This window comes from Nonomuraea sp. NPDC052116 (genome assembly GCF_040680035.1).
GTDB classification, from domain to species: Bacteria; Actinomycetota; Actinomycetes; order Streptosporangiales; family Streptosporangiaceae; genus Nonomuraea; species Nonomuraea angiospora_A.
Genome location: NZ_JBFAWA010000075.1, coordinates 1 through 25784, shown reverse-complemented (window position 1 = coordinate 25784; position 25784 = coordinate 1). Strand labels below are relative to the sequence as shown.

Here is a 25784-nt window from a genome sequence, read left to right as displayed (position 1 = left end):
CTCGACGGCCATGAAGCCGACGATCAGAGCGAGCGCGCCGCTCAGATAGCGCCGGTCGGCCTGCGCATCGACAGCATGTCCGTGGCCGTGCCCATGGCCACGGCCGTGGTTCCGTCCGGCCCCTTGGTCCTGGTGCCTGTGTTGATCGGACATGCGCTGAGCTCCTTGGACGACGGTGAATGACGTGTGATGACCAGGTCATGCGGGTCGAGCAGCAGACGGGCCGGCTCTTCGGGGCGATGGACAGCGGGATGCCGATGCGTGGCAGGCATCCTGCGCAGTTGCCGACGAGGAAGACCTCCGCCATCCACGACATCTGCTCAAGTGTTCAGGTATGAACATGATTTCGGCCGAGGCGCTCCGCGTCAACACTTCCCGCACGCCTTTCCTTCTACATATGAACATTCAGTCAGATGTTTAAACTCGACGTAATGAGTCAACTACTCTGCGTAGAAGTGCACGGGAAGGGCAGCGCATGAGAACCGTCCACAACTCCGCACCGGTGATGGCCGCGACGACCGGATGGCCGGCACTTTCGAGCCTGCCGGCCGACGCCACCCCCGTATCAACCCTGCAGCCCTCGGCTATGTCGCTCACAAAACCCGTGGTCGGCAGCCTCCGGAACGGCGCCGGATGAGCCTCTCACCCCGCCCCCGGCGGCGTCCGCCGACCGGGGACGGCACCCTCGACGCACCGCTTCCACGGCACCCGCCCCTGGCACGTGGGCGGTGCCGTGCCCTCGTGGCCGCGTTCACCGCGGTCATGCAGATCGTCACGACGGCGGTCCCGGCTGACGCCGCCCGGGCGGCGGGGCAGTGCCGTGCACCCGGCGTGATCGCCCACCGCGGCTATCCCCCGTCCGGGTCGGAGAACACCCTCACGTCGCTACGGCAGGCGCTGGCGGCCCATGCCCGTCAGGTGGAGATAGACATACGCTTCACCAGGGATCACCAACCCGTCCTCATGCACGACGCCACGCTGGATCGCACGACGAACGGCAGCGGTCTGGTGGCCACCTCGTCCATGGCGCGGCTGCGCACGCTGCGTGGTGGCGACGGCCTCGCGCCACCTGCCTTGGCGCAGGTGCTGGACGCGCTGCGCGGCCGCGTCGACCTGGTGCTGATCGAGCTGAAGAGCGTCCCGGACGACGCCGACGCTCGCGCTCTCACCGCCGTCTATCACCGCTATCGCGCCTACGACTGGACCGCGCTGACCTCGTTCCTGCCCACCGCGCTGAGCCGCGTCTCCTTCCTGCCAGTCGCCCAGGGGCTGCTGGCCAGCACGACGCCGCCCCCTGCCCAGGCCGAGCACTACGACTTCGTCTCCGTCCGATACGACCAGCTGTCTCGCTCGTGGGTGGACAGCTACCACGCCGCCGGGGTGCACGTTTACGCCTGGACTCCCAACACCCCCACCGCCTGGCGGCGCCTGGCCGACTACGGCGTCGACCGCATCATCACCGACCGCAGCCTCAGCTATTCGAGCTGGGCGGTCGCCCTGTGCAGCCGCTGATACGCCGAGATAGGAGCCATCGATGACCGAACAGCATCACGAGGACGAAGAAGCCTGCGCCACCGATCCCGTTCGCCTGCCGGCGCCGACCACTGCCACGACGCTCACGGCAGCGAATCGCATCAGCCCTCGTCCGCACCCCTGACTGCCGGCGACCGGTTGTCGCCGCCACCCGCAGCGTCACACCGACACCCGCCACCCCACTGCCCCAGCAGCGGACGGCGGCGCAACCACGCGCCGCCGTCACGGCCGGACAGCTCAGCCTCGAGCAGATCCCCCAGACGCTTCGCCAGGCCAAGATCGAAGCCGGTACCAGCCTCGCCGACCTCACCCTGTGCCAACGCCCTCTCCTGCTCACCGCGCTGAGCGACACACCATCAAGCCCGAGGCACTGACCGGAGCAGCTGCGCTTGTCAACTCGCCAGCTCCTCGATCAGTCGATCCATCTCCTCCTCGGTGTTGTAGTAGTGAACGGAGGCCCGCACCACCGACGGCAGGCCCCGATCGGTCATGTCCAGGAGCGTCGACGGAGCGCGCGAGACGCTGACATTGATCGATCGGCCGGCCAGCCGTCCCTTGATCTGCTCAGCGGGTTCGCCGTCCAGGGTGAAGGTGACGATGCCGCACCGTTCGGCCCCTTGATCGCGAACCCGGCAGCCGGGCAGCTCCGCCAGCCGCCCCCGCAGGTGATCCGCCAGAGCGTAGACCCGGTCCCGGATGTTCTCGGGCCCCCAGGCGAGCGCCTCGTCGAGGGCCGCGCCCAGCCCGAGCCGGGCGGCCACGCCGTACTCCCAGTTCTCGAACCGGCGCGCGCCCGGCTGCACCTCATAGCGCGACGGCCCCACCCAGCGGGCGCCATGCAGGTCGAGGAAGGGCGGATCGAGCCGGTCGAGCGCGGAACGCCGCACATAGAGCAGCCCCGTGCCGCGCGGAGCACGCAGATACTTACGGCCGGTCGTGGACAGCAGGTCGCAGCCGATCACCTCGACATCGATCGGCAGCTGGCCGACCGACTGGCAGGCGTCCAGCAGGAACAGCGCGCCGACCTCCGCCGCCACCTTGCCCACCTCGGCCGCCGGATTGACCAGGCCGCCGTTGGTCGGGATGTGCGTAATCGAGATGAGCCGGACGCGCTCGTCGATCATCTCGCGCAGGGCCTCGACGGAGATCTGGCCGAGCCCGTCGTTGGGCACCACATCCACCTGCACCCCGAAACGCTCGGCGACCTGCAGATAGGCGATGAAGTTGCTGGCGTACTCCGCCTTGCTGGTGAGGATGCGGTCGCCCGCCTGCCACGGCACCGCGTAGAAGGCCAGGTCCCACCCACGGGTCGCACTGTCGACCAGCGCGATCTCGTCCGGCGCGCAGTTCAGCAGGCGGGCCGCAGAGGTGTGGACGGCGGCGAGCCGGTCGGCGGCCTGCGCCGCCGCTTCATAGCCGCCTGTTTCCGCTTCCAACCGGAGATGTCCGACGACGGTGTCGAGCACCCCGGTGGACGGCAGCGCGGAGCCCGCGTTGTTGAAGTGAGCGACATGACCGACTCCAGGAGTCTGGGCGCGAGCGCGCGCGACGTCGATCACGAGGCCACCAGTCGCAGGAACGCCCGCACCCGGGGATGATCCGGAGCGGTGAAGAAGCTCGACGGCGGCCCCTGCTCGATCACCGTGCCGCCGTCCATGAACACGACCCGGTCGGCCACCTCCCGCGCGAACGCGGTCTCGTGCGTCACCACCACCATCGTCATCCCCTCCCGCGCGAGCTCGCGCATCACCTGGAGCACCTCCGCGTGCAGCTCGGGGTCGAGCGCCGAGGTCGGCTCGTCGAACAGGATCACCTCGGGATCCATGGCCAGCGCCCGGGCGATCGCGACCCGCTGCTTCTGCCCGCCCGACAGCTTCGCCGGATAGCAGTCGCACTTGTCCTCCAGCCCCACCCGCGCCAGCAGCTCCCGCCCACGGGCCGCCGCCTGGGCGCGGGGAACCCGCCGCACGGAGACCGGACCCTCCATGACGTTCTGCAGGGCAGTCAGGTGCGGGAACAGGTTGAACTGCTGAAAGACCATGGCAGTACGGCGGCGCAGTTCGCGCACTTTTCTGGCCGGCAGACGCGCGCCGCAGGTCACCTCGGCGCCGCACACGCCGATCGTGCCCCGCTCCGGCTCCTCCAGCAGGTTCAGGCAGCGGATCAGGGTGGTCTTGCCCGAGCCCGACGGCCCCATGACCACCACCACTTCACCATGCTGGACGTCCAGATCGACGCCTTTGAGGACTTCCAGGTCACCGAATCGTTTGTGAAGCCCACGAACAGTGATCACGCGTAGGCCCTCCTCATCCGCTTCTCCAGCGCCTGCTGGCCGATCTGCAGCAGAGTGTTGACCATCCAGTACAGGAGGCCCACCAGCAGCAGCGCCTCCATGTAGCGGAAGGTCGAGGTGCCGATGCCCTCGGCCACCCGGGTCAGCTCGACCACGGTCACCGCCGAGGCGAGCGAGGTGTCCTTCATCAACGCGACGAACCGGCTCCCCACAGCCGGGGTCGCGATCCTGATCGCCTGCGGGAAGATGATCCTGCGCAGGGTCCTCCAGTACGGCATGGCCATCGAGGCCGCCGCCTCCCACTGCCCCTTGTCCACGCCCAGGATCCCGGCGCGGAAGTTCTCGCTCAGGTACGCGGCACTGAACAGGGTGAAGGCGATGATCGCGGACGGGATGGGCGGGATCTCGAGCCCCAGCTGCGGCAGCCCGAAATAGACGATCATGATCTGGATGAGCAGCGGCGTCCCACGGAACACCGACACATAAGCCGCGGCCAGCGCCCGCAGCACCCGGCTGGAGGAGATACGCGCCAGCGTCACCAAAGCGCCCAGCACGCTGCCGAGGACGAACGAGATCACGCCCAGCACGATCGTGACACCGAGGCCGGTGAGCAGGTCGGGCAGGAAGTCGATCAGGAGATCCATCAGACCCCCTTGAGCTGCTCGGCCATGTCGAGGCCACCGAGCCACTTCTTCGAGATCGCGCTCAGCGTCCCATCAGAGATCATGTCGCCCAGGGCCTGGTCCACGGCCTGCTTGAAAGCCGTCGCCCCCTTGGCGAAGGAGATGCCGTTGACCTCCGACTCCAGCAACGGGCCCGCCGGCTTGACCGCCAAGCCGTTCTTCTGCGCCAGGAACGCGCCCTGGAAACGGGAGACCAGCACCGCGTCGGCGCGGCCCCTGCCGACCTCCGTCAGGCCCAGCGTGGCGTTGTCGTAGGTCTTGATGTCGGCGCCCGGGATCGACTTCTTGGCGAACGCGGCCTGGGTCGTCCCCGCGGTCACCGCGAGCTTCTTGCCCTTGAGGTCGGCCACGCCGTTGATGGACGTGTTGGCGCCGGCCACGAAGATCGAGATGCCGTTCACCTGATAGGGGCGGGAGAAGTCGACCTGCTTCTTGCGCTCGTCGGTGATGGTCTGGCCCGCGATCACCGCGTCGAACCTGCCGGCCTGAACCCCGGCGATGAAACTCTGGAAGTTCGACGCGACGAACTCCACCTTGGCGATCCCGAGCCGCTTTGCCAGCTCGTTGGCCACGTCCACGTCATAGCCCGCGGGCTTGCCGTTCTCCAGGAAGTTCCACGGCGGGTTGGCCTGGGTCTGCGCCACCCGGATGACACCTGCAGCCTTGACTCTCTCAAGGAGATCGCTGCTCTTGGCCTGTCCGCCGCAGGCGGTCAGGCAGGTCGTCGTTGCGGCGATCATTGCCAGCCGCAGGATCGAATGAAAGTCGGACACCGCCGGTGCCTCCTTCTCGCGCATGACGCGCGGCTTGCCGGTCGGCCCTGAGTCCCCGATGCCCGGAAAGGGCACCTCATGACCTACGCAGTCACATATGTTCATATGACTAGCTGTTGCCAAGAGATTGCATCGGGACAGCTGTACCCGTCAAGAGGCTTCTTGACAGTAACATCACCGAATTTCCGGATATGCGAGCTGAACCTTGGTGCGGTCGGCACCGGCCGCACCAGAGAGGGCTGGACTATGCGTCGCCCTTCTTGCGCCGTCCGCCGAGGAAGATCGCCGCACCCGCGAGGACGAGCGCACCGACGGCGACCCACATCCAACCGGGCACACCGATCCCTTCTTCAGCCGCGACAGGCGCCGCCGCGGCCTCAGTCGAGAGGCTGCTGCGCGCCGATCCCGATCTGACGCCGACAGATCCCGGGCGTCAGGCTCGTTTCGTCGTAGCCACGATCGAGTCGCTCATCCACCGGTTCGTGGGGCGAGTGCCGGAGTTCGACGCGGCGGATCTCGAGCGGGAGATCGTCACGATCGTGACGCGGTACTTGTATTGATTGCCTGTCGACGGACGGCATGAGGACGGTAGCCTTCTACCTGGAGTAGAACACGGCAGGAGGGCCACGGTGCAGCTCGGCAACCTGGAGCGATCGGTCATGGAAGCTCTGTGGGAGCATCCGGACGGCATGTTCGCCCACGTCCTCGCAGCCGACCTTCCGTCCCAGCCCGCCACCACGACGGTGCTGACCGTCCTGATGCGGCTGTCGAACAAGGGCATGGTCTCCCGCGAACGCATCGGGCGAGCGCACCTCTACAAGGCCACCGCGGACAAGGACGCCTTCGTCGCCGAGGCCATGCGCGCCGCCCTGGACGAGGCCGGTGACGTCGCGGCGGCCGTGCAGCGCTTCGTCGGCACGGTGACGCCGGAGGTGGCCAGCGCCTTGCGCGAGGCGCTGGGCGAGCGGGACGGATCCGCGCCGTGATCGCCTGGCTGATCGCGGCCGGAATCGCCCTGCTGCCGCTGGCGCTGGGCGACCAGGCCGCGCGCAGGCTGGCCGGGGCGGCCTGGACGCACCGCTGCCCCCGCGCGGCGCTGGCGCTGTGGCAGGCGATCGGAGTCGCCGCCGGTCTGGGCGCGGTCGGTCTCGGACTGGTGGCCGCGGTCGCGCCGCTGGCTGCGGTCTTCCCGCACGGGGCGCACACCCTGGCGCGCCAGATCGTCAGCGGCCACGGCCTCGACGGGCTCGGGCCGGTGCAACTGCTGGCCCTGACGTGGTCGGCGGGCCTGATGAGCTGGCTGCTCATCCACACCGTACGCACCACCACCAAGACGATCCGCGAACGCCGCCGCCAGCGCCTGCTGGTCGACGTGGTCGCCGACCACTCCCCGGCCCACGACGTCTACGTGCTGCCGGTGGCCGAACACGTCGCCTACTGCGTGCCCGGCAGGCATCGGCGCATCGTACTCAGCCAGGGCACCCTGGACTCGCTGACCGGCCAGGAGCTCCAGACGGTTCTCGAGCACGAGCGCGCACATGCCCGAGGCCACCACGACCTGGCGCTGCTCCCCTTTGTCGCGCTGGAGCACGCGTTCCCGTGGCTGGCCTGCGCCCGGACCGCACGGCAGACGGTGGCCGTACTGCTGGAGATGATCGCCGACGATCACGCCAGCCGGGCGCACGGCGAGCTGCCGCTGGCCCGCGCGCTCGTCCGCATGGCGACCTGCGGGCCCGGCCCCGGCCTGGCCTCGTTCGGCCTGGCGGACGCGGGCGTCGTCGAACGGCTGCAGCGGCTGCTCGGCGAGCGCCGTCAGTCTCATTGGGTGCCTGCGGCGGCTTACTCCGCAGCCGGGCTGCTGCTCAGCGGGCCGGTGGCCGTGCTGATCGCTCCCGTGGTGTGCATCACCGTGTAGAGCGCCCCAACTCGCGCGCATGAGCCTGATGCGGTCGATGTGCGGCGCAAGGCGGACTCCTCGGTGGTTCAGTCGCCGTGCAGGCCGTCCGGGTCGCAGTAGTCGATCTGGTTGGTCGGCCTGAAGGAGGAGACGATGACCTCGCGCTTGAACGGGCCGCCCTTCGGCACGTCCTCGGCCGACACCTCCAGCGTGAACTGCTGCATCGCACGCAGCGCGCGGCCGCCCACGACGACCGGACGGCGCACGAGATAGATCGCGGACCAGGGGCAGCAGTAGTAGCTGCCGAACGGTTTCCCCTGGGCGTCGGTGGCGAAGGTGATTGCGCCGTTCTGCCGGGCGGCGTCGATCTCGGCCTGGATGCGCAGGGTGAGGGCGGGGGCAGGGTCGTATTCCCACATCTCCTTGATCGCCTGGCGTGCCCGCGGATCGGCCTGCCAGAAGCTCCGCTTCTGCGGGTCGGTCAGGCACCAGGGGTCGAAGTCGCGGACGTCGGCGACTTTCAGGTTGGCGGGCGGGACGACCTGCCGTACGCCGGGGCCCCTGTAGCCGCCGATCAGCCCGGGCATCGCGATGAGCTGGCCGAGGTGGTAGTAGATCTCCAGAGCGCGCTGCAGGCGCTGCTCGATGGCCTCGTGCATGCGCGGCACCGGGTTGGTGTCCAGCAGCCCCTCGGCGTAGTCGGCGGCCGTCGCCGCCTCGGCGGCAAGCTGGCGCAGCCGTTCCAGCGCGTAGCGGTGGTTGTCGGCGTCGGCGACGGTCTGCTCGAAGACGCCGAGCGCGACCTCGGCGTGGCGGCGGATGGCGCGCGAGGCGGCGAGCATGCCGTTCAGGTGCGGCAGCGGGCACGGGCTGGCCTCGGCCCATTCGGGCAGATCGGCGGGGAGCAGCACCTCTTTCTCCACGAGGTAGCGGGAGTTGCCCGCGGCCTGGCGCGCCCGTGACACCCAGCCCTCCACCTGAGCGAAGCAGGCGTCGACCTGCAGAGCGGTGACCTGCGGCACGTAGCCGACGGTGCTCGGGTCGGCGGCATAGTCCGCGTCGAGCAGGTGCTCCCCGATGGCCTGCAGGACGAACGCGTTCCAGGTGCACAGCAGCTGCCCGGCGGCGGCCTGCGGGCCGTGCCACAGGTTCACTCCTTCGACGGCCAGCCGGGCGCGTAACGCCTCGGCCCGCTCCAGTTCGGTGTAGACGAGCCCGCCCGCCCGGCGATAGGCCTCGAGCTCGTCAGCCCGGACCTCCCCCTTGAACGCCGCCGCCATCCGCGTCATGAACGACATGCATGCCTCCCCGTTGTTCCCCGTCCGTCGAAGCGTATGGGCGGACATGATCCCCCAACCGGTACATTTCGATCACGACTTGCGAACATCGCGCCGAACGTCAATGACCTCAATGGCCGGGGAGAATGGCGAGCCGCCGACCCTTGGACCTACTGGCCGGACATCGGCCGAGTCCAGTTCGGCTTGGCAGCGTTGCCGAGGGGCGTCAGTACGCGCCCAGGATGTCGATGACGAAGACCAGAGTGTCGTCGTCCTTGATCCCCGCCGCCTCCGGGCCCTTCTTGCCGTACCCGTCCTTGGGCGGGATGACCAGCAGCACCCGGCTGCCGACCTTCTTACCGGTCAGCCCTTCGAGGATGCCGGGAATCGTGCCGGTCAGTGATGACAGCGGCGCCACCTCTCCTCTGTTCCAGGAGGAGTCGAAGACCTTGCCGTCGCGCCAGATCTGGCCCTGATAGTGGGTGACCAGCATCTGGTCGGCGCGGATCGCCGGGCCGTCTCCCTCGATCAAGGTCTCCGCCCGCAGTCCGGCAGGCGGATCCGTCGCCGGGATCGCCACCGCCGGAGCCCCACCCGCCGGCCCTGCCGTGACCTGAGGAAGAGCCGGGTCGGCCGGGCGCGCGCGGCCACGCGCGGAGGCGGTCTTCGGATACGTGGCGAGCAGGTCGACGACGTAGACGAGCGTGTCCGTGCCGGTCACCCCGGTCTCCGCATTGCCGCCGGCGCCGTAGCCGTCCTTGGGGGGAATCGACATCACCACGCGGCTGCCGACCGTCCTGCCGAGAAGGCTCTTGTTCAGGCCGGGGATGAGCTCTCCGATCCGCATCACCGCCGGTTTGCCGCGGTCATGGCTGTTGTCGAGCTCCCGGTGAAAGGTACCGGTCCAGGCGTAACTGGCGAACTGGACGACGGCCAGGTCCCCCTGGGCCACGGCCACACCCTTGCCCGCGATCACGGTCTCGGCCTTGAGGTCCTCGCCCGGCTGTCCTCCCTCGGCGAAGGTCACCTGCGGCTGCTCGCCGAAAGCCCCGGTGACCGTCAAAGGGTCCTTTCCGGGGAGCAGGTAGAGCGTGATCCCCGCGACGATCGCCAGAAGGACCACCACCCCGCACACCAGGACGATCAGGCGTGTCGAGCGCCTGCCCTCCGTGCGGCCGGAGACCCTCCTCGACCGCCCGGCACCGCCCCGTAGGCCGGTGGAGGATGTGACTTGAGCGAGCTGCCCCATCAGGCCTGGTCCCCTCCTGCGGTTCGCCGATCATCAAGAGCTACGCGTCGTCGCCGCCGGTGGTTCACGTACGAAGGAATCGTCCCCTGAGCACCGGATCGCCCCATAGACTCCCCCATACTTCTACGGAGCATAGAAGAAGCTGGAAGGGGAGCAGGCGTGACGGCTGGATGGCTGAGGGTCGCATATGGCACGGTCGCCTCGTTCCTCACTGTCGCCACGCTCGCCATGCTCCCGGCGCACGCGGAGCCCAAGCCCACCGCCGAGCAACTGCGCAAGCAGCTGAGCCGGCTCCAGAAGGACTTCGATCGCGCCGCCGCCGACTACAACGCCAACCTGGCCGCCCTGGCCACCGCCCAGCGCGCGGAGAAGGAGGCCGCGACCCGGCTGAAGACCGCACAAAGCGACTATGACGCCACCCGCGAGCAGCTCGCCGAACTGGTGGCGCTCGCCTACCAGAGTCCGCAGGTGAGCCAGAGCGTCCCGATGGGCGCCCAGGAACCACACGCCGCCCTGCATGCGGCCGCGGTCCTGCAGGTGCAGGTGCAGAACCAGCAGGCGATCATCAGCCGGTACGCCACCGCCCGCGACGCTCGCCGACGCGCCGAGGAGGCCGCCACCGCGAGAACGCGTGAGCTGCGCGATCGTGGAACCCGGCTGCGCGTGGAACGACAGAAGGCCGACAAACTCATCGCCCAGATCACCGACCGGATCGACCGGCTCATGGTCGCGCCGGGAGTGCGCAGGTCCGACGGCAGCTGGGTGCCGGAGCTGCCGTCGGGCGCCGACAACATCACCCCTCGCACCCGGATGGTGCGAGATCAGGTGAAACGCCGGTTCACGCTCCCCAGCATCGGGTGTTTCCGCTCGCTTCAGGACGGTGGCGAGCATCCGCAGGGACGCGCCTGCGACTTCATGATCACGCGAGGCGGCACGTGGCCCTCCCCCGCCCAGTCGGCCCGGGGCGACGCCCTGGCGGCATGGGCGATCAAGAACGCCTCCCGCCTGGGCATCAAGTACGTGATCTACAAGCGGCGCATCTGGCAGGGCTCCAGCTGGAGAGGCATGTCCGACCGCGGCGGCATCACCGCCAACCACCAGGACCACGTGCACATCTCGATGCAGTAGCGAACGCTTACAACCTCTGTATTCGACATGCGATAGTTCTACTTGGCGTAGAAGTTTGCAGGTGCGGCGCGGAGTCGCGCCCTCGGCCTCCGGCTGAACAATCCCTGCCTCAAGGAGTACTCGTTTGACCGCGCGCATATCCCGGCTGCTCCTCGCCGCGACGGCCATCGCCGGGGCCGCCCTGGCCGCCGGCCTGGTGGTGGGCGGCGCCGCCACCACTGTCGAGATCGCCGGACTCCCCGACGCCGGAACCGTCACGCGCTGGGGACTGCCGGTCGCCAGGCTCGGCGCCGACCTGTCCGCCGTGATGACGGTGGGCCTGCTGTTCATGGCGACCGTCCTGCTCCCCTCTGCCAAGGGACTGCTGTCCCCCGAGGCGCGGGGATACTCGCGCATGGCGTCGTGGGCCGCTCTGTCCTGGGCCGGGATGACCGCGCTGACCATGCTGTTCACGCTGTCGGATCTCCTGGCGGTGCCCGCCACGGGGCTGAGCGGCACAGTGATCGTCAGCTTCGTCACCACCATCCCACAGGGCACCATGCTGCTGCTGGTGCTGATCCTGTCGGGCTGCGTCGCGGGATACGCCAGAGGGGTGGTGAGCGCGCATGGCGCCGCCGGACTGCTCGGCGTCGCGCTGCTGACGCTGCTTCCGCCCGTACTGACCGGCCACTCGGCCAGCTCCCCCAACCACTCGATGGCGATCACCGGGCTGGGGCTGCACCTGGTGGCTCTGGCGTTGTGGGTCGGCGGCCTGGCCGCGGTCACCGTGCACGCCCTGCGCGGCGGGGCCGATCTGGCGCTCGCCACGGGACGGTTCTCCCGCCTGGCGCTGTGGGGCCTGGCAGGGGTGGCGGTCAGCGGCGTGGCCGGCGCCGCGGCCCGCCTCACCGAGATCGGGCAGCTGCTCTCCTCTTCGTACGGGCTGCTCATCCTGGCCAAGGCGGCCACCCTGGTCATCCTCGGAGGAGTCGGATGGCTGCACCGCCGCCACACACTGGCAGCCCTGAGCGCCGGCCGGCCACGGGCCTTCATCCGGCTCGCGGCCGGTGAGGTCGTGGTCATGGCCGCCGCCATCGGGCTGGCGGTGGCCCTGTCGCGGACCTCGCCGCCGCCCACCGTGCTGCCCGTCGACCTGGTTCGCGACCTGCTGGGATACGCGATGCCGCCGGAGCTCACCACGGCCCGCCTGGCCTCGCTGTGGCGCCTGGACCTCTTCTTCGCCCTGCTGGCCCTCGCCGGCGCCGCCGGATACGCGGCGGGGGTCGTCCGGCTGCGCCGCCGAGGTGACTCCTGGCCTCTGGGGCGCTCGATCGCCTGGGCGGTCGGGCTCGTTCTCATCGTCGTTCTCACGCAGAGCGGGATCGCCACGTACGCGCCCGTGCTCTTCAGCATGCACATGATCCAGCACATGGGCCTGGCCATGCTGGCGCCGATCTTCCTGGTCCTGGGCGCGCCGGTGACACTGGCCCTCAGAGCGCTGAGACCGGCCGCCCGGCGCGGCGACCGCGGCCCACGCGAGTGGATCGTCTCGGTGCTGCACAGCCGCGTCGCCGAGATCGTCTCGCACCCGGCATTCGCGTTGGTCGTCTTCGTCAGCGGCTCGTACGCGCTGTACTACACCTCGCTGTTCGAGACCGCCATGCGCCAGCCGGTCGGCCACATTCTCATGAACACGCACTTCCTGCTGTCCGGCACGCTGTTCTTCTGGGTGATCATCGGAGTGGACCCGGCGCCGCGCCGTCTGCCGTACGTCGCCAAGCTCGGCACGCTCATGATGACCATGCCCTTCCACGCGTTCTTCGGCATCTCGATGATGATGATGGGCAAGTCGATCGCCTCGTCCTGGTACGACCAGCTGACCCGCCCCTGGGGAGCGAGCGTGCTGCAGGACCAGAGCGTCGCCGGGGGCATGGCATGGGCGTTCGGCGAGATCCCCACCATGATCGTGGTCATCACCATCGCCGCCCAGTGGGCGCTGAGCGACCACCGCCGATCCAGACGGCTGGACCGCCATGCCGACCGCCGCGGCGAGGCCGAGCTGGCCGCCTACAACGACTACCTGGCCGGGCTGAACAGGCGTTCCCAGGAACGGTGAGCCGAAGATGACGACCAACGTGAAGATCGCCCTCGCCATCGGCGCCGTCGTGACCCTGATCGTGATCATGGTGGTAACCGTGATCGCGATGTTCGGCTGAGCCGCAACCGGAAACAGGGGCGTCCCACCCAACCGACGCGCTTCGCCCTGCTGTTCAACCTGATCGGCGTCAACCTGTGGATCCCCGGGCTGCACTCCTACGCGGACGTCCCCGGCTAAGCCTCGCGGGCTCCCGCCGCCGCATCCGAGCGCCTGAAAGTGAGAAATCCCTTGTTCGAGATCGTGTCCGCCCTCACGCCTCCCCTCGTGGTCGGCGGGGCATTCATCGCCGACGTCGTCTCCCTGGTGCGCTCCGAAAGCCGCGCCAGGGCCGCCGAAGGCCGCCGGGACGCGCCTCCCGTCGAGGCAGGAAAGGGCGAGGACGAGGGAACGGCGCGTCCGGCTTCATGACCTCGAACGAGACGGTGTCCGGCAGGCCGCCGGTGAACGACGAGACGTTCTGGAGCGAGCGGGCGGATCCACACGGCATCGCTCCTGGACAGCCCCCGGCACCCGAACCGGAGCCCGGCAGGCCCGCGAAGAAGCGCGATCCCTTCCTCGACAACGTCAAGTTCCTGGTGATCGCCCTGGTGCCGACCGGGCACGCGCTGGTGCCCACGCTCGCCGCCGATTCCGCCAGGGCGATGTACATCTACATCTACACCTTCCACATGCCGCTGTTCGTGCTGGTCAGCGGCTACCTGTCCAGAAATTTCTGGAATTCCAATGCCAAGACGAACAAGCTGGTCGACACGTTCGTCGTGCCGTACGTGATCGTCGAGGTCGGCTACGCCGCGCTCCGCTTCGCCCTCGGGCAGAAATGGAGCCTGACGATCATCGATCCGGCCTGGCTGAACTGGTATCTGCTGGCCCTGCTGTTCTGGCGGCTGTCCACGCCGGTGTGGAAGCGGATGAAGTACCCCGTCCTCGTGGCCGTCGCCGTCTATCTGCTCGCCGGGTTCTCGGAGATCTCCGGGGACTTCAGCATGGACCGCTTCTTCGGGCTGATGCCCTTCTTCGTCATCGGGTTGGTGATGCGGCCCGAGCACTTCGACCTGCTCAATCGCCCCTGGGTCAGGGCCGCCTCCGTCGCCACGCTGGCCGGCGCCGCGGCCGTGGCGATCCTCGTCGCGCCCCGCGCCAAGCTGAGCCCGTTCTACTTCAAGGCCAGTTACCGCTCCCTGGACCTGCCCTGGTACCTGGGCCTGGGGTTGCGCGCCGCGCTGCTGATCTGCGCGCTGGCGATGTGCCTGGCCGTGCTGTCGCTCGTGCCCAGGCGCGAGACCTGGTTCACCGAGCTGGGCACCCGTACGCTGTACTGCTACCTGCTGCACGGCGTCGTGGTCCTGATCGCCAAGGACCAGGGCTGGCTGTCGGCCCCCTGGCTGTTCGGGCCGCTCGGCGCGCTGGCGATCCTGACGAGCTGCTTCACCCTGACCATCGTGCTGTGCCTGCCGCAGACCCGTACCGTCTTCAAGTGGCTCCTCGAACCGCGCCTGACCTGGCTGTACCGGCGCCCGCCGAAGTGAGCGCGGCCGGACTCAAGCACCGGACGGGGTGGCGCCGCGGCCTGTCCGCAGTTCGCCGCCCAAGGTCTTGCGCAACGTCTCCAGAACGGCCGGCGCGGCCGAGACGACCCAGCGGCGTCCGACGAGGTGGGAGCCGCCGTACATCTGCGCGTAGTCCAGCCAGTCCCGCCTGCCCTGCTCCGTTGTGAAGCTGGTGACCACGTAGTTGCCGTCAGCCGTCCTGCACACCCCCTCGCGCAACTCGGCCGCCTTGGTCCGCATGGCGGGCTCGCACCCGACCTTCGCGGCGAGTTCCTCGGCACTCAGGGCGGCCTCCTGATAGAGGCCGGGCGTAGGGCCTGCCGCAGCCTCGGTCCGGGCCTCCGAACCGCACCCGGCGACCAGAACGAGCGCGGCCAGAGCGCCGATGACACCTCGCGACGGACCTGACGTGGCGAACCCTCCCACAAGCGATCGATGAGAGGTACGCCCGGCACCATGCCCGCAGTTCAGTCAGGAGCAAGGATTATCTACACAACATAGAAGCTTGTTTGGGCATCGGGATGCTCCAGCCCCTTGGGCACCAAATGCACGAAGCGTAGCGAAACGCCCTTCCCCCGGATCTTTCCCCACCAAACGGCCATCCGGCATATGCAAAGATTAATGGTCATTATTGTTGCGAATCCCCTCTCCGGGTACGTGTCACAGATAGTGACACGGGGGATCGGATGGCGGCACGACTGTTTCCGCGCTCGATCCGAGCGCGCGTGACCACGCTCGCGATCTTGATAGCAGCGCTGGTCTGCACCGTCACGTCCACCATCACCCTCGCCACCGTGCCGCCCTACCTGCGCGAACTCGTCCATACCAGGGTGGAACTGGCCGTCCACAAGGTCGCCGACCAAACCCGAGCCAGCCGCCTTCCGGCGAAGCTGGAAACGCCGTCGCACGTGCATCTCCTGCAGGTGGTCTCCGAGGACGGCAAGGTGCTTGCCGCCTCCCCCGATCCGCACGCGGCCTCACCCGTGATGACCGTCCAGGCGGACAAGCGCGAGAAGATCCACATCGCCGAGCGTCGGCTGGCGCCCGTCCACGGGGAGGACGGGGGTGAGTACCTCGTGATAGCCAGGCCTGTGCACACGCCGCAGGGTCGTGCCACGGTGTGCGGTGCGGCCTCGCTCGCCGAGGTCAACCGGGCACTGGCGTGGCTTCACGCGCTGGTGTTCCTGGGCACGCCGCTGGCGCTGTTGATCGTCGGCGTGACGACGCGGGCGGTGGTCGGGCTCGCCCTGCGCCCGGTCGAGCGCATCCGCGCGGAGCTGACCGAGATCACCGGCCAGGACCTCAGCAGGCGCGTACCCGTACCCGGCACCAGCGACGAGATCGCCGACCTGGCCGCCGCCACGAACCATACGCTCGACCGCCTCGAACGCGCCGCCGAGTCCCAGCGCCGCTTCGTGGCCGACGCCTCTCACGAGCTGCGCAGCCCCCTCTCAGCCCTTCACGCCCAGCTGGAGGTCGCCAGCGCCTACCCGGACGAAACAGACTGGCGGGCCACGGGCACGCAGGCCCTGGCCGCCGCCGACCGCCTCACCGGCATCATCGACGAGCTCATGATGCTGGCCCGGCTGGACGCCCACGCGGTCGTGCAGCGCCGCGTGGTGGACATGTGCCGGGTGGCCCAAGAGCAGGTACGTCGCCGAGAAGGCTCCAGAGCCCTCATCGTCATCAACCCATGCCGGCCTGCCCCGGTGTACGGCTCGCCGATCCAGCTCGACCGTATGCTGACGAACCTCCTGGACAACGCCACCCGGCACGCCGCCACCAGGATCGACCTCTCGGTCGAGGTGGCGGACGACAAGGTGATCGTCACCGTGGCGGACGACGGCGACGGCATCCCGCCGCAGGACAGAGAGCGGATCTTCGAACGCTTCACCCGCCTGGACGACGCACGGGCCAAGGACAAGGAGGGCAGCGGCCTCGGCCTGTCCCTGTCCCGCGAGATCGCCATAGCTCACCGTGGCAGCCTCGCCGTCGCCGACCACTGGCCCGGCGCCCGGTTCGTGGCCGTCCTGCCGCTGTACGAGGGAGAGCCGTAGCCTCCCTCGCGCGCCAACGCCGGCCGGCACCATCCATGACAACTTCTACATGATGTCGAACTTGTTGGGTCGGGCTCGCGTACCTCCGAAGGAACCACAAGCGTCAAGTGGAGGTACGCCGACGATGACGAACATCACCATCCTCGTGTTTCCGCCCAGCCAAGGGGGTGGGCACAGCCGCCGCTCACGTGGGCACCGGGCGGCGAGCAGATCGGTGACAACGGCCTCCGGACAGCCGGGAGCCTGAACATGGCCCGAGAAACCGGCATGCCTCGGGCCCTGAAGAGGCTGCTCCGCGGTGAGCTGTTCATGCTCGCCGGCTTCGTCGTGGCGGCCGCGGCGACGATCGTGCTGGTCATGCCACCCTCGATCGATCCCGCCGCCACCGCGGCCACGCAGACGTCATCAGGCCCCCTCACAGCGGCCGACCGTGACCTACTCGTCAAGGTTCGGCAGGCGGGCTTGTGGGAGATGCCCGTAGGCGAGTACGCCGCAACCCGCGCCAAGTCCCAGCGCGTCAAGGAGGTCGGCAGGCAGATCATGAACGAACACGCGAAGCTGGACCTGATGACCCGCCAGACCGCGAAGAAGCTGGGCGTCCCGCTGCCCGATGAACCCAATGCCGACCAGCAGAGCTGGATGGCCCAACTGGCGGCGGAGAGCGGCCCCGCCTTCGACCGGGACTACGCGAACCTGCTGCGCGCCGCCCACGGCAAGGTCTTCAGCACCCTGGCCGCGGTGCGGGCGGGCACCCGTAACTCCGAGATCAGGAAGTTCGCCGGAGAAGGCATGAACTTCGTCATGCGCCACATGACCTACCTGGAATCCACCGGCCTGGTGGACCATGACCAACTGCCGGAACCCCCGGCGCCCTCACCCGCCACGCCCCGCGCCGTGGCGAGATGAGGAGACGACCGCCGAGGCGACTGAGCGGCGTCGGCCAGGCCTGCGGCGGGGTCGCTCAGCTGATCTCCCTGCCACAGGACCCGGCCGGCCCGCTGACATCGCATCCGGGGCAGCGTCGCCCCTCGTCAGGGCCGGTGAACGATCGTGAAGTCCTTGCCTCCGTTCATTGACTCGTAGACCGTGCCGCCCATGGCGGCGGCCAGGAGCCGCTCGGCGGATACGGCGGTGAAGGCGACGGCCTGCATGGGCAGGCGCCCGGCCGGCTGCCAGGTCGCTCCCCGGTCGGCGCTGACCTGCACCTGGCCGTCCGGGGCAACGCCGACCAGCCGATCCTTGCCGACCACGTCCAGGAACGACAGCAGCGGGGCTCCCTTCAGCGCTTCGAAGGACCTGCCGGAGTCGCCGCTGACCTGCACGCCATCGGGCGTCGTGGCGTAGAGGCGATCGGGCGCGTCGGCGCCGGCCGCGAGGTCGAGCAGGTCAAGCCGGGCGGCCGGCTTGAGGTCGGCCTCCTGCCCGCGCCAGATCTGGCCGGTCTGGCTGTCGTACCCGTAGGCCGTCTTCCCCGCGACCTGCAGGGCGTGGAAGTCGGCCTTGCCCGCCAGCGCCACCTGCTCCCAGGTGAGCCCGGAGTCGGTGGAGCGGATCAGCCCGAGGTGCGGCGGCTCGCCGGCGGTGACGTCATCCGCGGCGGGGTGCCCGCTGGCGTAGAAGGTCTTCGGGCCGGCGACCGTGAAACCCATGTGGTCGGCGTCCCGGTCCCCCACCCTGACCAGCTTCCCGTTCTCCAGGGTGAACAGGCCGAAGTGGCCCGCGACGTACGTCTTGCCGGTCGCGGGGTCCACCCCCAGGCCGTGAACGTGCCCGACCCCCACGTCGGAGGGCCGGCCGGAAGGGGTGGCGGCCGGTTCGCCGGCACCGCACGCCGTCAGACCGATGGCCAGGGCAAGCGCCGGTCCCAGTGTTTTGATCATCGCGCGTGTCCTTTCAGGCCTGGTAGCCGAGCAGGCTCATCATCCCGGCCTCGGCGTGGTAGACGTTGTGGCAGTGGATCATCCACAGGCCGGGGTTGTCGGCGTCGAAGTCGACGTCGAGGGTCGCGCCCGGGAGCACGATCGCGGTGTCCTTCCTGAGGCCGGTCCGCGCCAGGGCGAAGGTGTGGCCGTGCAGGTGCATGGGGTGCCACATCAGGCTCTGGTTGACGAACGACAGCCTGACCCGCTCCCCGGACCTGATCGGCTCGATGACCTTCGGGTCGTATTTCCTGCCGTTGATGGCCCAGTCGTACTTGGCCATGGTTCCGGTGAGTTTCAGGGTGATCGTCCGGTCTGCGGCCCGCTGCGGCAGCCGTACGTCCTGCGCGGGTTTCAGCTGGTCATAGCCGACGATGCGGCTGTTCAGCTCGTCAGGCCGGGCATCGGCCTGCGGGGTTCTGGCGCTCTTCGCGGTGCGAACCAGGGCACGGGCCAGGCCCCGCTTGCCTTCCGCCAGCGCGACCAGGGGAAAGACGCCGTCCTTGAGGGTGACCAGCACGTCGTAGCGTTCGCCCATGCCGAGCAGCAACGCGCCGGTCTCCACCGGCTCCACCGGGAAGCCGTCGGCGTGGGTGACGGTCAGCCGGTGACCGCCCAGCGCCACCCGGAACGCGGTGTCGCCACCCGCGTTGATCAACCTGATGCGCACCCGGACGCCCGGCTTGGCGGTGAACGTCTCCGGAGCGGCGGCCACCCGCCCGTTGATCAGGAAATGCGGGTAGTAGACGTCGCCGGCGTCTCCGCCGAGCAGGTCGCTCTCGGCGTTCATCATCATGTGCGGCCACTTCGCCGACGCGGTCGGCGTGGGCGTGGGCGTGGGCGTGGACGTGGGCATGGGCATGCCGCCGTGGCCGTCGTGTCCGCCGCCGCCGGTCGTCATGCCCGCCATCGCGGTCAGCTCCGCCAGCACGTCGTCAGGGGTGCCGGTCACGCCGTCCATCCAGTCATCCAGGACGACGACCCATTCCTCGTCGTAGCCGAGCGGCTCGGCCGGGTCCTCGACGATCAGCGGCGCGTAAAGGCCGCGGTCGAGCTGCGTGCCATGGTGCGGATGGAACCAGTAGGTCCCCGGATGGGCGGCGGTGAACTCGTAGAGGTGCTCGCCGCCGGACGGAACGGGCTGTTGGGTCACGCCAGGCACGCCGTCGGCGTCGTTGCGCAACGCCAGGCCGTGCCAGTGCACGGTCGTCTCCTTCGGCAGCCGGTTGACGAGCCTGGCCCGGACCATCTCCCCCTTGGCGACGCGGATCGCCTGGCCGGGCAGGCGATCGCCGTACAGCCAGGTCCGCACGGTCGGCCCGCCGAGGTCGGCTCGCCCCTCATGGGCGAGGAGCCGAAACTCCCGTACGGAGCCAGGGCGCCGGGCGGCTTCGGCGGCCCGTACCTGCGCCCCACCAGGTTGGACAAAAGCGGTGCTCTCGCTCGACGAGCACGCTGACAACACGGCTCCTCCCACGGCGGCCAGGCCGGCACGCAGGAAGAACCGTCGATCGATGGATGTCATGAATCGCTCACGGTTCGAAACGGACGGGGATCCTTGACGCCGGGCTCGGCCCGGCTCAGAGGACTCCTATGTCCGCAGAACCGCTACGCGTCGGAGGGAGAGCGCGTACGGCGGCGGCGACCCGCGCACCGCGGGCAGTTCCCTCGGGCGATGCGTACCCCAGCCGCCGATGGCATTCGGCCGGCCGAGGCCGAACAGGGCCAGTACGAACACGACGACCACCGCGGCCAGCGCGACCAGGCACAACACGACAGGACCGTGATCGGCGCCGACGGACGACGCGTGGCCTGCGCTCATGCCAGCATGATCGTCACCCGATGCGGCGGCGCAGGCGCCGGCCGCGGTATGGGAGGCCGCGCAGAAGTGCCCGGTGGCGTAACTGAGCCCGACACCCAGCAGCACGGCGGCCACGAGCACAAGTTTCGGCAGCACCGCGGCGAACGCGTTTCTCCCGCTCATGACGCATCCCACCGGACAGACACGGCCCCACCTTACCGCCGCAGGGCATCGCCCCATTTCCGGCCTCGGGGGGAAGACGCCGGCGACGGCGTCGGCTTGCCCGGATCCGACACACGCGCGACGCCACCAGCACCGGTCGAAGGGCTGAGCGGCCGGTAGAGCCTGTGTTCACGGTGACGTGCGGGCCTGTCAGGTGGTGATGAAGATGAGCGGGGCCAGGAGCACCGCGAGCGGACCGCTGAGCAGCAGCATGGCCGTGGCGTAGGCGGTGACGGGGACCCATGGGGTGTGCTCGCGCTGCGTCAGCAGGCGCTGGAGGCGTTCGGCGGTGCCCAGGTCGGTCAGGGCGAAGGTGGCGGGTTGTGGGCCGTCGTCGTGGCTGGCCATCCGGACAAGGGCACGTGCCAGCGGCAGCTCGCCGTGGGCTTGGCGGGCGTGGTCGTCGGCGATCATCTCCAGGAGTACGGCCACCGCGCGGCAGGCGGTGTGCGCGGCGGACAGACGGGGGAAGGCGTGGGTGAGGGCGAGGAAGGGCAGCAGTGCCAGGTCGTGGTGGCCACGGGCGTGGGCGTGCTCATGGCGCAGCACGGCCTGCAGCTCGCTGGTGGTGAGCAGGTCCAGGGTGCCCTGGCTTACGACGATGCGACGGTGTCTGCCTGGCACGCAGTAGGCGACCTTCTTGCTGCTGGGCAGGACGTAGACGTCATGGTCGGGGTGATGGTCGGCGACGATGTCGATCAGCAGCCGTTGACGGCGCCGCTCGTGTGCGGTGCGGGTGGTGGCGTGGATGGTGTGCGCCAGCAGCCAGGTCAGCAGGGCCGTTGACAGCAGCAGGGCGAGCAGTTGCGGTGGGCCGAGGCCGTCGAGGCCGTGGCCGGTGACGAGGTGGCGGGCCAGGGTGTGCACGCCGTGGGGGAAGACGGCGGCCAGAGGGGCGACCGCGGCCACCAGCCCGAGGCCGATCGCGCCCAGTCCGGCCGCCAGTCCGGCCGCCTGCCAGAGCACGAGTGCGGCGCGGGGACAGCGATGTGTCCAGGGCGCGCCGGCCAGCGCGCGGGCGGCCCGGTCACCGAGCGCCACCGGCAGAAGCGCGATCCCAGGGGGAACCAGCCAGGCGATCATGGCGTGGACCCGTCGCGTTCACCGAGAGCTTCGAGCAAGGCTGCCGCCACCTGCGGGGTGACGGTGCCGACGAAGCGTTGCACGGCCGCCTCCAGGTCGCCGGCCTCGTTGAGGGCGGCATGCATGGCCTCGGCGACGAAGGCGTCCTTGGTGGCGGTGGCCTTGTAGAGGTGGGCACGGCCGATGCGCTCGCGGGCGACCATGCCTTTGTGTGACAGGCGTACCAGGACGGTCAGCACGGTCGTGGTGGCCGGCTGGGTGGGCAGCATGGCCGCCAGGTGGTTGGCGAATACGCCCTCGGGATGCTCCCACAGGGCTTGCATGATCGATCGCTCCAGAGTGCCGAGTTGCATCATCACTCTCCTGCCGCATCGTGGTGTGTGAGCTGAAGTGGACGGGCGCTGGTCGTAAGGCCGGGCTGTCGTGCTGCCCACCTCACCGGTGCTGCGACTCGGGCTCGTCGCTCAGCGCGCTGAGCAGGAGATGGCGCTGGCGCAGGGTGAGGTCGCCGATGGCGGTACCGGTGCCGATCTTGGCCTGGCGCAGTGTCTGGGTGATCTGCTCGGGGCTGTGCTCGGGCAGGGCGCGCAGCAGGGTGGCGGCATCTGCGCTGATGGTGGCCGGGTCGCGGCGGGCGAGCAGTTGTTCGAGGCTGAGTTGCCCGCCGGAGATGGCGGCGCGTAGCTGGGTCGTCGTCATCTGCCGGATCGGTGCGGTGGGCGGGCTGGGCACACGGGAGTGAGGGACGGGGGCGGCGACCGTCGGCTGGGGCGGCTGGGGCAACCCGCCGGCGAGCACGGTTTGTGTGGTGATCAGCAGGCCGCCGACGCCCGCCACGACGGTGGCGGCGATGACGAGGTGGCGCCGGGACAGGCGTCGGCTGTCGCGGGCGATGGTGAGCCCGATGACCGCGGTGCGCAGCAGCACGCCGGTGACCATGCCGAGCAGGATCGGCACGCTCTGGGCGGGCAGGGGTGCCACGGTGGCCAGGACGACACCGGCGGCCGGGGCCAGGCAGGACAGGGCCAGCCAGGGGACCGCCGGTTTGCGGGCGAGGTCGAGCAGGGCGGTCAGAGCCAGCCCTTCGCTGGCCGAGTGGATCACCAGGGCGGCCACCACGACGGCGGAGGAGACCAGCGCCAGGGTGGCGCCCTCGATCATGCGGTGCAGGGACAGCGCGGCGGCGGTGCCGACCCCGCCGTAGACCGCGGCGCTGACCGCTTCCTTGACCCGGCGGTGCAGGCCCGGCGCGTGACGTCCGCCGGCAGCGGCGCCGGCGTCGTGGCTGTGGCCGCAGCCTTTGCGGGTGAAGAAGGTGATGACGGCGAACCCGAACAGCCCGGCCAGGCCCACCACCCAGATCGGCACGCCGGTGGCGTCGGCTTCCTGCCAGGCGTCGGGCAGCAGGTCGACCAGGGCGGTGATGAGCATCAGGGCCGAGGCGATGGCCAGCCAGATGCCGATCTTCGCGCTGTTGCGGCGGGCCAGGTGGGCGCCGGCCAGCGTGGACAGCGCGACCAGGACGACGGAGACCCACGTGGTCCAGGCCGGCAGGGCGGCGTCCAGGGGGTCTTTCGGGCCCAGGTCGTACAGGGCCAGGGTGTGCAGGGGCGCCGGTCCCCCGGGCGGCACGAACATGGCACGGCCTTTCCTGCGAAGTACGGGCATTGCGGCGATCGCACGGTGCCGCGGCGGCGGTGGGCGCCGGCACCGGTACCAGGAATCAAGATCGGGTGGGACGGCCTCCGCCCGGAACGTCTGTCAGGGGCCGAGGAGGCTGTCGGCGGTGCTGGGCGGTGCCATGGCCGCCCGCGCGGGTGAGGCTTCGCGCACGCCGTGGCCGGGCGTGGTGAGATCTTCCAGTACGGTACGCAGCTCGTCGAGCCGGCCCTGCAGGGTGTGCTCCAGGTGCCTGCTCTGGTCGGTGACGGCGAGCGTGAGCCGGTCGATCTGTTCGTCGATGGCCTGGCGGGCGGCCCGGGTCAGCGTGTCGGCGGCCGCCGCGGCCTCGCGCTGCCTCTGCTCGGCTTCGGCGTGGGCGGCGGCGATGATCTGGCGGGCTTCGTGCTGGGCGGCCGTGATGGTTTTCTCGGCACTTCGGTGCGCCGCGGCCAGCACCTCCGCCCCGGCGGACGCATCCGGCGGGGCGACGGCGTTGGCGGCCAGGCGCTCGCGCAGCTGGGCGTTGTCTCCCCAGAGCAGGCTGAGGGTGGTCTCCACACGGGACAGGAAGGCATCCACTTCGGCCAGGTCGTAGCCGCCGCGCAACCGCACCACGGTGAAGACCTGGTGGTGCACCGCGGCGGCGGTCAGCACGGCGAACTGGCCGGACATGACCGCCTGAAGCGATGGTGAGGTGGCGCCGTCGAGGTCCGCGTGGCTGTGCGGAAGGTGCGGACCGTGGTCGTGTTCGTCGTGCTCGGCATGCATGGTGACTGTGAAACCTTTCGCCGTCGGCTCGTGGCCATGACTCGACAGGGCGGCGGGAGCGGTCCTGGCAACGCCGCCCAAGGACGCCTGTCGCCAGGACCACGGATCAGCCGCGGGAGCGGGGTAACGGTGTGACCGCCGGGCGGCAGGCCGGCATCACCGGCTAGTGCGAGGCGGCGTCGTGCTCGTCGTGGCAGTGCCCCGGGCCGCGGCCCAGGCCTTGGCCCTGCTCAGCCGCGTGGACATCGACGTCGGCGCACTCGGCGGCACAGTCGTCGGCACCGTGCGTGGCGTCCTCGGTGCAGGCGGCGTCGTCATGGTGGTGGTGCGGGTGGACGTGTGGTTCGGTCATCGTCGTTCCTCTCGCGATGGGCGCCTTCAGGGCGCTTTGGGGGCAGGTGAGCCGGAGGAAGAGGTGGTTGAAGCGCTACTTGGTGGAGCGCCGGCTGACGGTGGTGCTCTTGCGCAGATAGCCGTTCCAGGCCCATCCGCGTACCCCGGCGGGGGTGGTGACCCGCAGCCAGCCGCGCTTGCCGGCGCATGTCCCGGCGATGGCGCGGTCGCCGGCCTTCAGCGCGGCGATCGGGCGATAGCGGAGCCCGGCGCCGGAGCGGACGTTGAGGTGGCTGATGCGGCGCACCCCGGTCACGCTGTAGCGGCAGGCCCCTGCGGGGGTGCCCATCCTGGCTGCGCCGCCGGCGCCCGTGGGCAGTTTGCGCAGGTGGTGCCCTGATGCCCAGCCGCGGATCCCGGCCGGGGTCGTGACGTGCAGCCAGCCGCCCTTACCGGCGCAGGATCCGGCGACGGCACGATCACCGGAGCGGAGCTGCCCGAGGACGCGCGCGTTCCGCCGGGGCGCGGAGCGGACGCTGATCGATTCGCCGGGCGCCAGATGGTTGAGCTCGTAGCGGCACGATCCGGCCGTGACCGGCGGGGTGAGACGGGGGGAGGCGGCCTGGGCCGGCAACCCGGTCAGCGCCAGGCATCCAGCGGTTACGGCCATCATCGCGGTGGCGGTGGCGGTGTGGACACTTGTCATTGTGTGAGCCCTTCCTGTGCGCGTGGCTGTACGGGGTTGCGGGAACCTGGTACAGCACAGGCCGGACCCTGACCGTCCAGCCTGCAACTTCTACGCAATGTAGTTGACTCATTACAGTGTGTTTAAACATCTGATCAGATATTCATGAGTAGAAATCCTGTCGGCGCGATCTCCCCACGGACCTTGACCCGGCGCGCCACGACAGGGAGCATCTGTATATATGAACATCCCATCAGGTGTTGATGCCGAACGTCTCGAGGCGATCCGCTGTGTCCTGCCCTCATCGACGATCGCGCAGGATGCGGGGCACCTGCTGGCACTACTGGCCGATCCCGGCCGGATCCGGTTGCCGGCGGCGCTCACCCCAGCCGGTGAGCTGTGCGTGGGAGACCTGGCCGCCGCCGTCGGGCGCAACACCTCGGCGGTCTCACATGCGCTGCGGATGTTGCGCGGCCATCGGATCGTACGGGCACGCCGCACCGGACGGCTGGCCTACTACCGGTTGACCGACGCCCACGTACGCAACCTCCTGCAACTGGCCATCGCCCACGTCACCCACCCCCCGAGGAGCTCCGCAGATGTCTGAACATCACGAGCACGACCACGACCGTGGCCACGATCATGGGCACGGCCATGGGCACGGGGTCAGCGCGGATGCCGATCGCCGGTATCTGGGCGGCGCGCTGGCATTGATCGGCGGCTTCATGGCCGTCGAA

Annotated in this window: 30 protein-coding genes; 13 read left to right on the top strand and 17 right to left on the bottom strand. The window is 69.6% G+C overall.

From position 1 onward, the window contains the following. From AB0L65_RS61905 to AB0L65_RS61895, 3 genes are all read left to right on the top strand, one after another. On the top strand, positions 1–183 hold a 183-nt coding region (locus AB0L65_RS61905; RefSeq protein ID WP_364267080.1), incomplete at its 5' end, for a hypothetical protein. Between the two features lie 558 nt (positions 184–741). Then, positions 742–1512, top strand: a complete 771-nt coding sequence (locus tag AB0L65_RS61900; RefSeq protein WP_364267077.1) for a glycerophosphodiester phosphodiesterase — start codon at positions 742–744, stop codon at positions 1510–1512. A 22-nt stretch (positions 1513–1534) separates the two neighbouring features. Further along, complete coding sequence (locus AB0L65_RS61895; RefSeq protein ID WP_364267074.1) at positions 1535–1657, top strand: hypothetical protein; 123 nt, start codon at positions 1535–1537, stop codon at positions 1655–1657. 268 nt (positions 1658–1925) lie between these two features. Here AB0L65_RS61895 and AB0L65_RS61890 read toward each other — a convergent pair whose 3' ends face one another. From AB0L65_RS61890 to AB0L65_RS61870, 5 genes are all read right to left on the bottom strand, one after another. After that, on the bottom strand, positions 1926–3092 hold the full coding sequence (locus AB0L65_RS61890) for an aminotransferase class V-fold PLP-dependent enzyme (protein ID WP_364267072.1): 1167 nt from the start codon (positions 3090–3092) through the stop codon (positions 1926–1928). Next, positions 3089–3826 carry an amino acid ABC transporter ATP-binding protein gene (locus AB0L65_RS61885; protein WP_364267069.1) on the bottom strand — a complete coding sequence of 246 codons (738 nt, stop codon included), beginning with the start codon at positions 3824–3826 and terminating at the stop codon, positions 3089–3091. Before AB0L65_RS61885 ends, AB0L65_RS61890 begins: the two co-directional genes overlap by 4 nt. Continuing rightward, on the bottom strand, positions 3823–4470 hold the full coding sequence (locus AB0L65_RS61880) for an amino acid ABC transporter permease (RefSeq protein WP_350742668.1): 648 nt from the start codon (positions 4468–4470) through the stop codon (positions 3823–3825). Before AB0L65_RS61880 ends, AB0L65_RS61885 begins: the two co-directional genes overlap by 4 nt. Continuing rightward, a complete protein-coding gene (locus AB0L65_RS61875) occupies positions 4470–5282 on the bottom strand; it encodes a transporter substrate-binding domain-containing protein (RefSeq protein ID WP_364267066.1) in 813 nt (270 codons plus the stop codon). Before AB0L65_RS61875 ends, AB0L65_RS61880 begins: the two co-directional genes overlap by 1 nt. A gap of 244 nt (positions 5283–5526) precedes the next feature. Next, positions 5527–5619, bottom strand: a complete 93-nt coding sequence (locus AB0L65_RS61870; protein ID WP_364267086.1) for an LPXTG cell wall anchor domain-containing protein — start codon at positions 5617–5619, stop codon at positions 5527–5529. Here AB0L65_RS61870 and AB0L65_RS61865 point away from each other — a divergent pair. The 3 genes from AB0L65_RS61865 to AB0L65_RS61855 all read left to right on the top strand — a co-directional run bounded on the left by AB0L65_RS61865 (position 5606) and on the right by AB0L65_RS61855 (position 7197). Continuing rightward, positions 5606–5842 (top strand): hypothetical protein, encoded by a 237-nt coding sequence (locus AB0L65_RS61865; protein WP_364267083.1) that lies wholly within the window; start codon positions 5606–5608, stop codon positions 5840–5842. The genes AB0L65_RS61870 and AB0L65_RS61865 overlap by 14 nt on opposite strands. Positions 5843–5911: 69 nt before the next feature. Then, a complete protein-coding gene (locus AB0L65_RS61860; protein WP_364267063.1) occupies positions 5912–6268 on the top strand; it encodes a BlaI/MecI/CopY family transcriptional regulator in 357 nt (118 codons plus the stop codon). After that, entirely contained in the window at positions 6265–7197 is a 933-nt protein-coding gene (locus tag AB0L65_RS61855; RefSeq protein WP_364267061.1) for a M56 family metallopeptidase, read from the top strand. The genes AB0L65_RS61860 and AB0L65_RS61855 overlap by 4 nt, the downstream gene beginning before the upstream one ends. Before the next feature lie 68 nt (positions 7198–7265). Here AB0L65_RS61855 and AB0L65_RS61850 read toward each other — a convergent pair whose 3' ends face one another. Both AB0L65_RS61850 and AB0L65_RS61845 read right to left on the bottom strand, forming a co-directional pair. Then, the gene (locus AB0L65_RS61850; protein ID WP_364267058.1) at positions 7266–8477 is read right to left on the bottom strand and encodes a hypothetical protein; all 1212 of its coding nucleotides are present in this window, start codon (positions 8475–8477) and stop codon (positions 7266–7268) included. 205 nt (positions 8478–8682) lie between these two features. Continuing rightward, complete coding sequence (locus tag AB0L65_RS61845; RefSeq protein ID WP_364267055.1) at positions 8683–9582, bottom strand: FKBP-type peptidyl-prolyl cis-trans isomerase; 900 nt, start codon at positions 9580–9582, stop codon at positions 8683–8685. 282 nt (positions 9583–9864) lie between these two features. Between AB0L65_RS61845 and AB0L65_RS61840 the strand changes: the two genes are divergently transcribed. From AB0L65_RS61840 to AB0L65_RS61825, 4 genes are all read left to right on the top strand, one after another. Further along, a complete protein-coding gene (locus tag AB0L65_RS61840) occupies positions 9865–10833 on the top strand; it encodes a hypothetical protein (RefSeq protein ID WP_364267052.1) in 969 nt (322 codons plus the stop codon). Between the two features lie 124 nt (positions 10834–10957). Next, entirely contained in the window at positions 10958–12928 is a 1971-nt protein-coding gene (locus AB0L65_RS61835; RefSeq protein ID WP_364267049.1) for a cytochrome c oxidase assembly protein, read from the top strand. Positions 12929–13198: 270 nt separating this feature from the next. Further along, positions 13199–13378, top strand: coding sequence for a hypothetical protein (locus AB0L65_RS61830; RefSeq protein WP_364267046.1), 180 nt, complete (start codon positions 13199–13201; stop codon positions 13376–13378). Beyond that, the gene (locus tag AB0L65_RS61825) at positions 13375–14496 is read left to right on the top strand and encodes an acyltransferase family protein (protein WP_364267043.1); all 1122 of its coding nucleotides are present in this window, start codon (positions 13375–13377) and stop codon (positions 14494–14496) included. The genes AB0L65_RS61830 and AB0L65_RS61825 overlap by 4 nt, the downstream gene beginning before the upstream one ends. Positions 14497–14508: 12 nt before the next feature. On the opposite strand, the gene AB0L65_RS61820 is transcribed toward AB0L65_RS61825, so the two are convergent. Continuing rightward, entirely contained in the window at positions 14509–14943 is a 435-nt protein-coding gene (locus AB0L65_RS61820; RefSeq protein ID WP_364267040.1) for a hypothetical protein, read from the bottom strand. Between the two features lie 299 nt (positions 14944–15242). On the opposite strand from AB0L65_RS61820, the gene AB0L65_RS61815 reads away from it, so the two are divergent. Then, entirely contained in the window at positions 15243–16574 is a 1332-nt protein-coding gene (locus AB0L65_RS61815; protein ID WP_364267037.1) for an ATP-binding protein, read from the top strand. A gap of 267 nt (positions 16575–16841) precedes the next feature. Next, positions 16842–17480: a DUF4142 domain-containing protein gene (locus AB0L65_RS61810; protein ID WP_364267034.1), complete on the top strand. Its 639-nt coding sequence runs from the start codon at positions 16842–16844 to the stop codon at positions 17478–17480. Positions 17481–17605: 125 nt separating this feature from the next. On the opposite strand, the gene AB0L65_RS61805 is transcribed toward AB0L65_RS61810, so the two are convergent. The 9 genes from AB0L65_RS61805 to AB0L65_RS61765 all read right to left on the bottom strand — a co-directional run bounded on the left by AB0L65_RS61805 (position 17606) and on the right by AB0L65_RS61765 (position 25068). Beyond that, the gene (locus tag AB0L65_RS61805) at positions 17606–18454 is read right to left on the bottom strand and encodes a F510_1955 family glycosylhydrolase (RefSeq protein ID WP_364267031.1); all 849 of its coding nucleotides are present in this window, start codon (positions 18452–18454) and stop codon (positions 17606–17608) included. A gap of 13 nt (positions 18455–18467) precedes the next feature. Then, positions 18468–20018: a multicopper oxidase family protein gene (locus AB0L65_RS61800; protein ID WP_364267028.1), complete on the bottom strand. Its 1551-nt coding sequence runs from the start codon at positions 20016–20018 to the stop codon at positions 18468–18470. A 66-nt stretch (positions 20019–20084) separates the two neighbouring features. Beyond that, positions 20085–20477 (bottom strand): hypothetical protein, encoded by a 393-nt coding sequence (locus AB0L65_RS61795; RefSeq protein ID WP_364267025.1) that lies wholly within the window; start codon positions 20475–20477, stop codon positions 20085–20087. 189 nt (positions 20478–20666) lie between these two features. Continuing rightward, the gene (locus AB0L65_RS61790; protein WP_364267022.1) at positions 20667–21599 is read right to left on the bottom strand and encodes a M56 family metallopeptidase; all 933 of its coding nucleotides are present in this window, start codon (positions 21597–21599) and stop codon (positions 20667–20669) included. After that, entirely contained in the window at positions 21596–21955 is a 360-nt protein-coding gene (locus tag AB0L65_RS61785; protein ID WP_364267019.1) for a BlaI/MecI/CopY family transcriptional regulator, read from the bottom strand. The genes AB0L65_RS61790 and AB0L65_RS61785 overlap by 4 nt, the downstream gene beginning before the upstream one ends. A gap of 79 nt (positions 21956–22034) precedes the next feature. Further along, entirely contained in the window at positions 22035–23267 is a 1233-nt protein-coding gene (locus tag AB0L65_RS61780) for a hypothetical protein (protein ID WP_364267016.1), read from the bottom strand. Positions 23268–23360: 93 nt separating this feature from the next. Beyond that, complete coding sequence (locus AB0L65_RS61775; RefSeq protein WP_364267013.1) at positions 23361–24029, bottom strand: DivIVA domain-containing protein; 669 nt, start codon at positions 24027–24029, stop codon at positions 23361–23363. Between the two features lie 163 nt (positions 24030–24192). After that, positions 24193–24381, bottom strand: a complete 189-nt coding sequence (locus AB0L65_RS61770; RefSeq protein WP_364267010.1) for a hypothetical protein — start codon at positions 24379–24381, stop codon at positions 24193–24195. A 75-nt stretch (positions 24382–24456) separates the two neighbouring features. Continuing rightward, positions 24457–25068: an SH3 domain-containing protein gene (locus AB0L65_RS61765; protein WP_364267007.1), complete on the bottom strand. Its 612-nt coding sequence runs from the start codon at positions 25066–25068 to the stop codon at positions 24457–24459. A gap of 220 nt (positions 25069–25288) precedes the next feature. Here AB0L65_RS61765 and AB0L65_RS61760 point away from each other — a divergent pair, with 220 nt between their 5' ends. Next, on the top strand, positions 25289–25654 hold the full coding sequence (locus AB0L65_RS61760; protein WP_364267004.1) for a metalloregulator ArsR/SmtB family transcription factor: 366 nt from the start codon (positions 25289–25291) through the stop codon (positions 25652–25654). The last annotated feature ends 130 nt before the right edge of the window (positions 25655–25784 follow it).

Coding starts and splice junctions, on each gene's coding strand:
- AB0L65_RS61895 (WP_364267074.1), top strand. CDS start 1,535: ATGACCGAACAGCATCACGAGGACGAAGAAGCCTGCGCCACCGATCCC.
- AB0L65_RS61880 (WP_350742668.1), bottom strand. CDS start 4,470: ATGGATCTCCTGATCGACTTCCTGCCCGACCTGCTCACCGGCCTCGGT.
- AB0L65_RS61850 (WP_364267058.1), bottom strand. CDS start 8,477: ATGTCGTTCATGACGCGGATGGCGGCGGCGTTCAAGGGGGAGGTCCGG.
- AB0L65_RS61825 (WP_364267043.1), top strand. CDS start 13,375: ATGACCTCGAACGAGACGGTGTCCGGCAGGCCGCCGGTGAACGACGAG.
- AB0L65_RS61810 (WP_364267034.1), top strand. CDS start 16,842: ATGCCTCGGGCCCTGAAGAGGCTGCTCCGCGGTGAGCTGTTCATGCTC.
- AB0L65_RS61805 (WP_364267031.1), bottom strand. CDS start 18,454: ATGATCAAAACACTGGGACCGGCGCTTGCCCTGGCCATCGGTCTGACG.
- AB0L65_RS61800 (WP_364267028.1), bottom strand. CDS start 20,018: ATGACATCCATCGATCGACGGTTCTTCCTGCGTGCCGGCCTGGCCGCC.
- AB0L65_RS61795 (WP_364267025.1), bottom strand. CDS start 20,477: ATGAGCGGGAGAAACGCGTTCGCCGCGGTGCTGCCGAAACTTGTGCTC.
- AB0L65_RS61790 (WP_364267022.1), bottom strand. CDS start 21,599: ATGATCGCCTGGCTGGTTCCCCCTGGGATCGCGCTTCTGCCGGTGGCG.
- AB0L65_RS61785 (WP_364267019.1), bottom strand. CDS start 21,955: ATGATGCAACTCGGCACTCTGGAGCGATCGATCATGCAAGCCCTGTGG.
- AB0L65_RS61780 (WP_364267016.1), bottom strand. CDS start 23,267: ATGCCCGTACTTCGCAGGAAAGGCCGTGCCATGTTCGTGCCGCCCGGG.
- AB0L65_RS61775 (WP_364267013.1), bottom strand. CDS start 24,029: ATGCATGCCGAGCACGACGAACACGACCACGGTCCGCACCTTCCGCAC.
- AB0L65_RS61770 (WP_364267010.1), bottom strand. CDS start 24,381: ATGACCGAACCACACGTCCACCCGCACCACCACCATGACGACGCCGCC.
- AB0L65_RS61765 (WP_364267007.1), bottom strand. CDS start 25,068: ATGACAAGTGTCCACACCGCCACCGCCACCGCGATGATGGCCGTAACC.
- AB0L65_RS61760 (WP_364267004.1), top strand. CDS start 25,289: ATGAACATCCCATCAGGTGTTGATGCCGAACGTCTCGAGGCGATCCGC.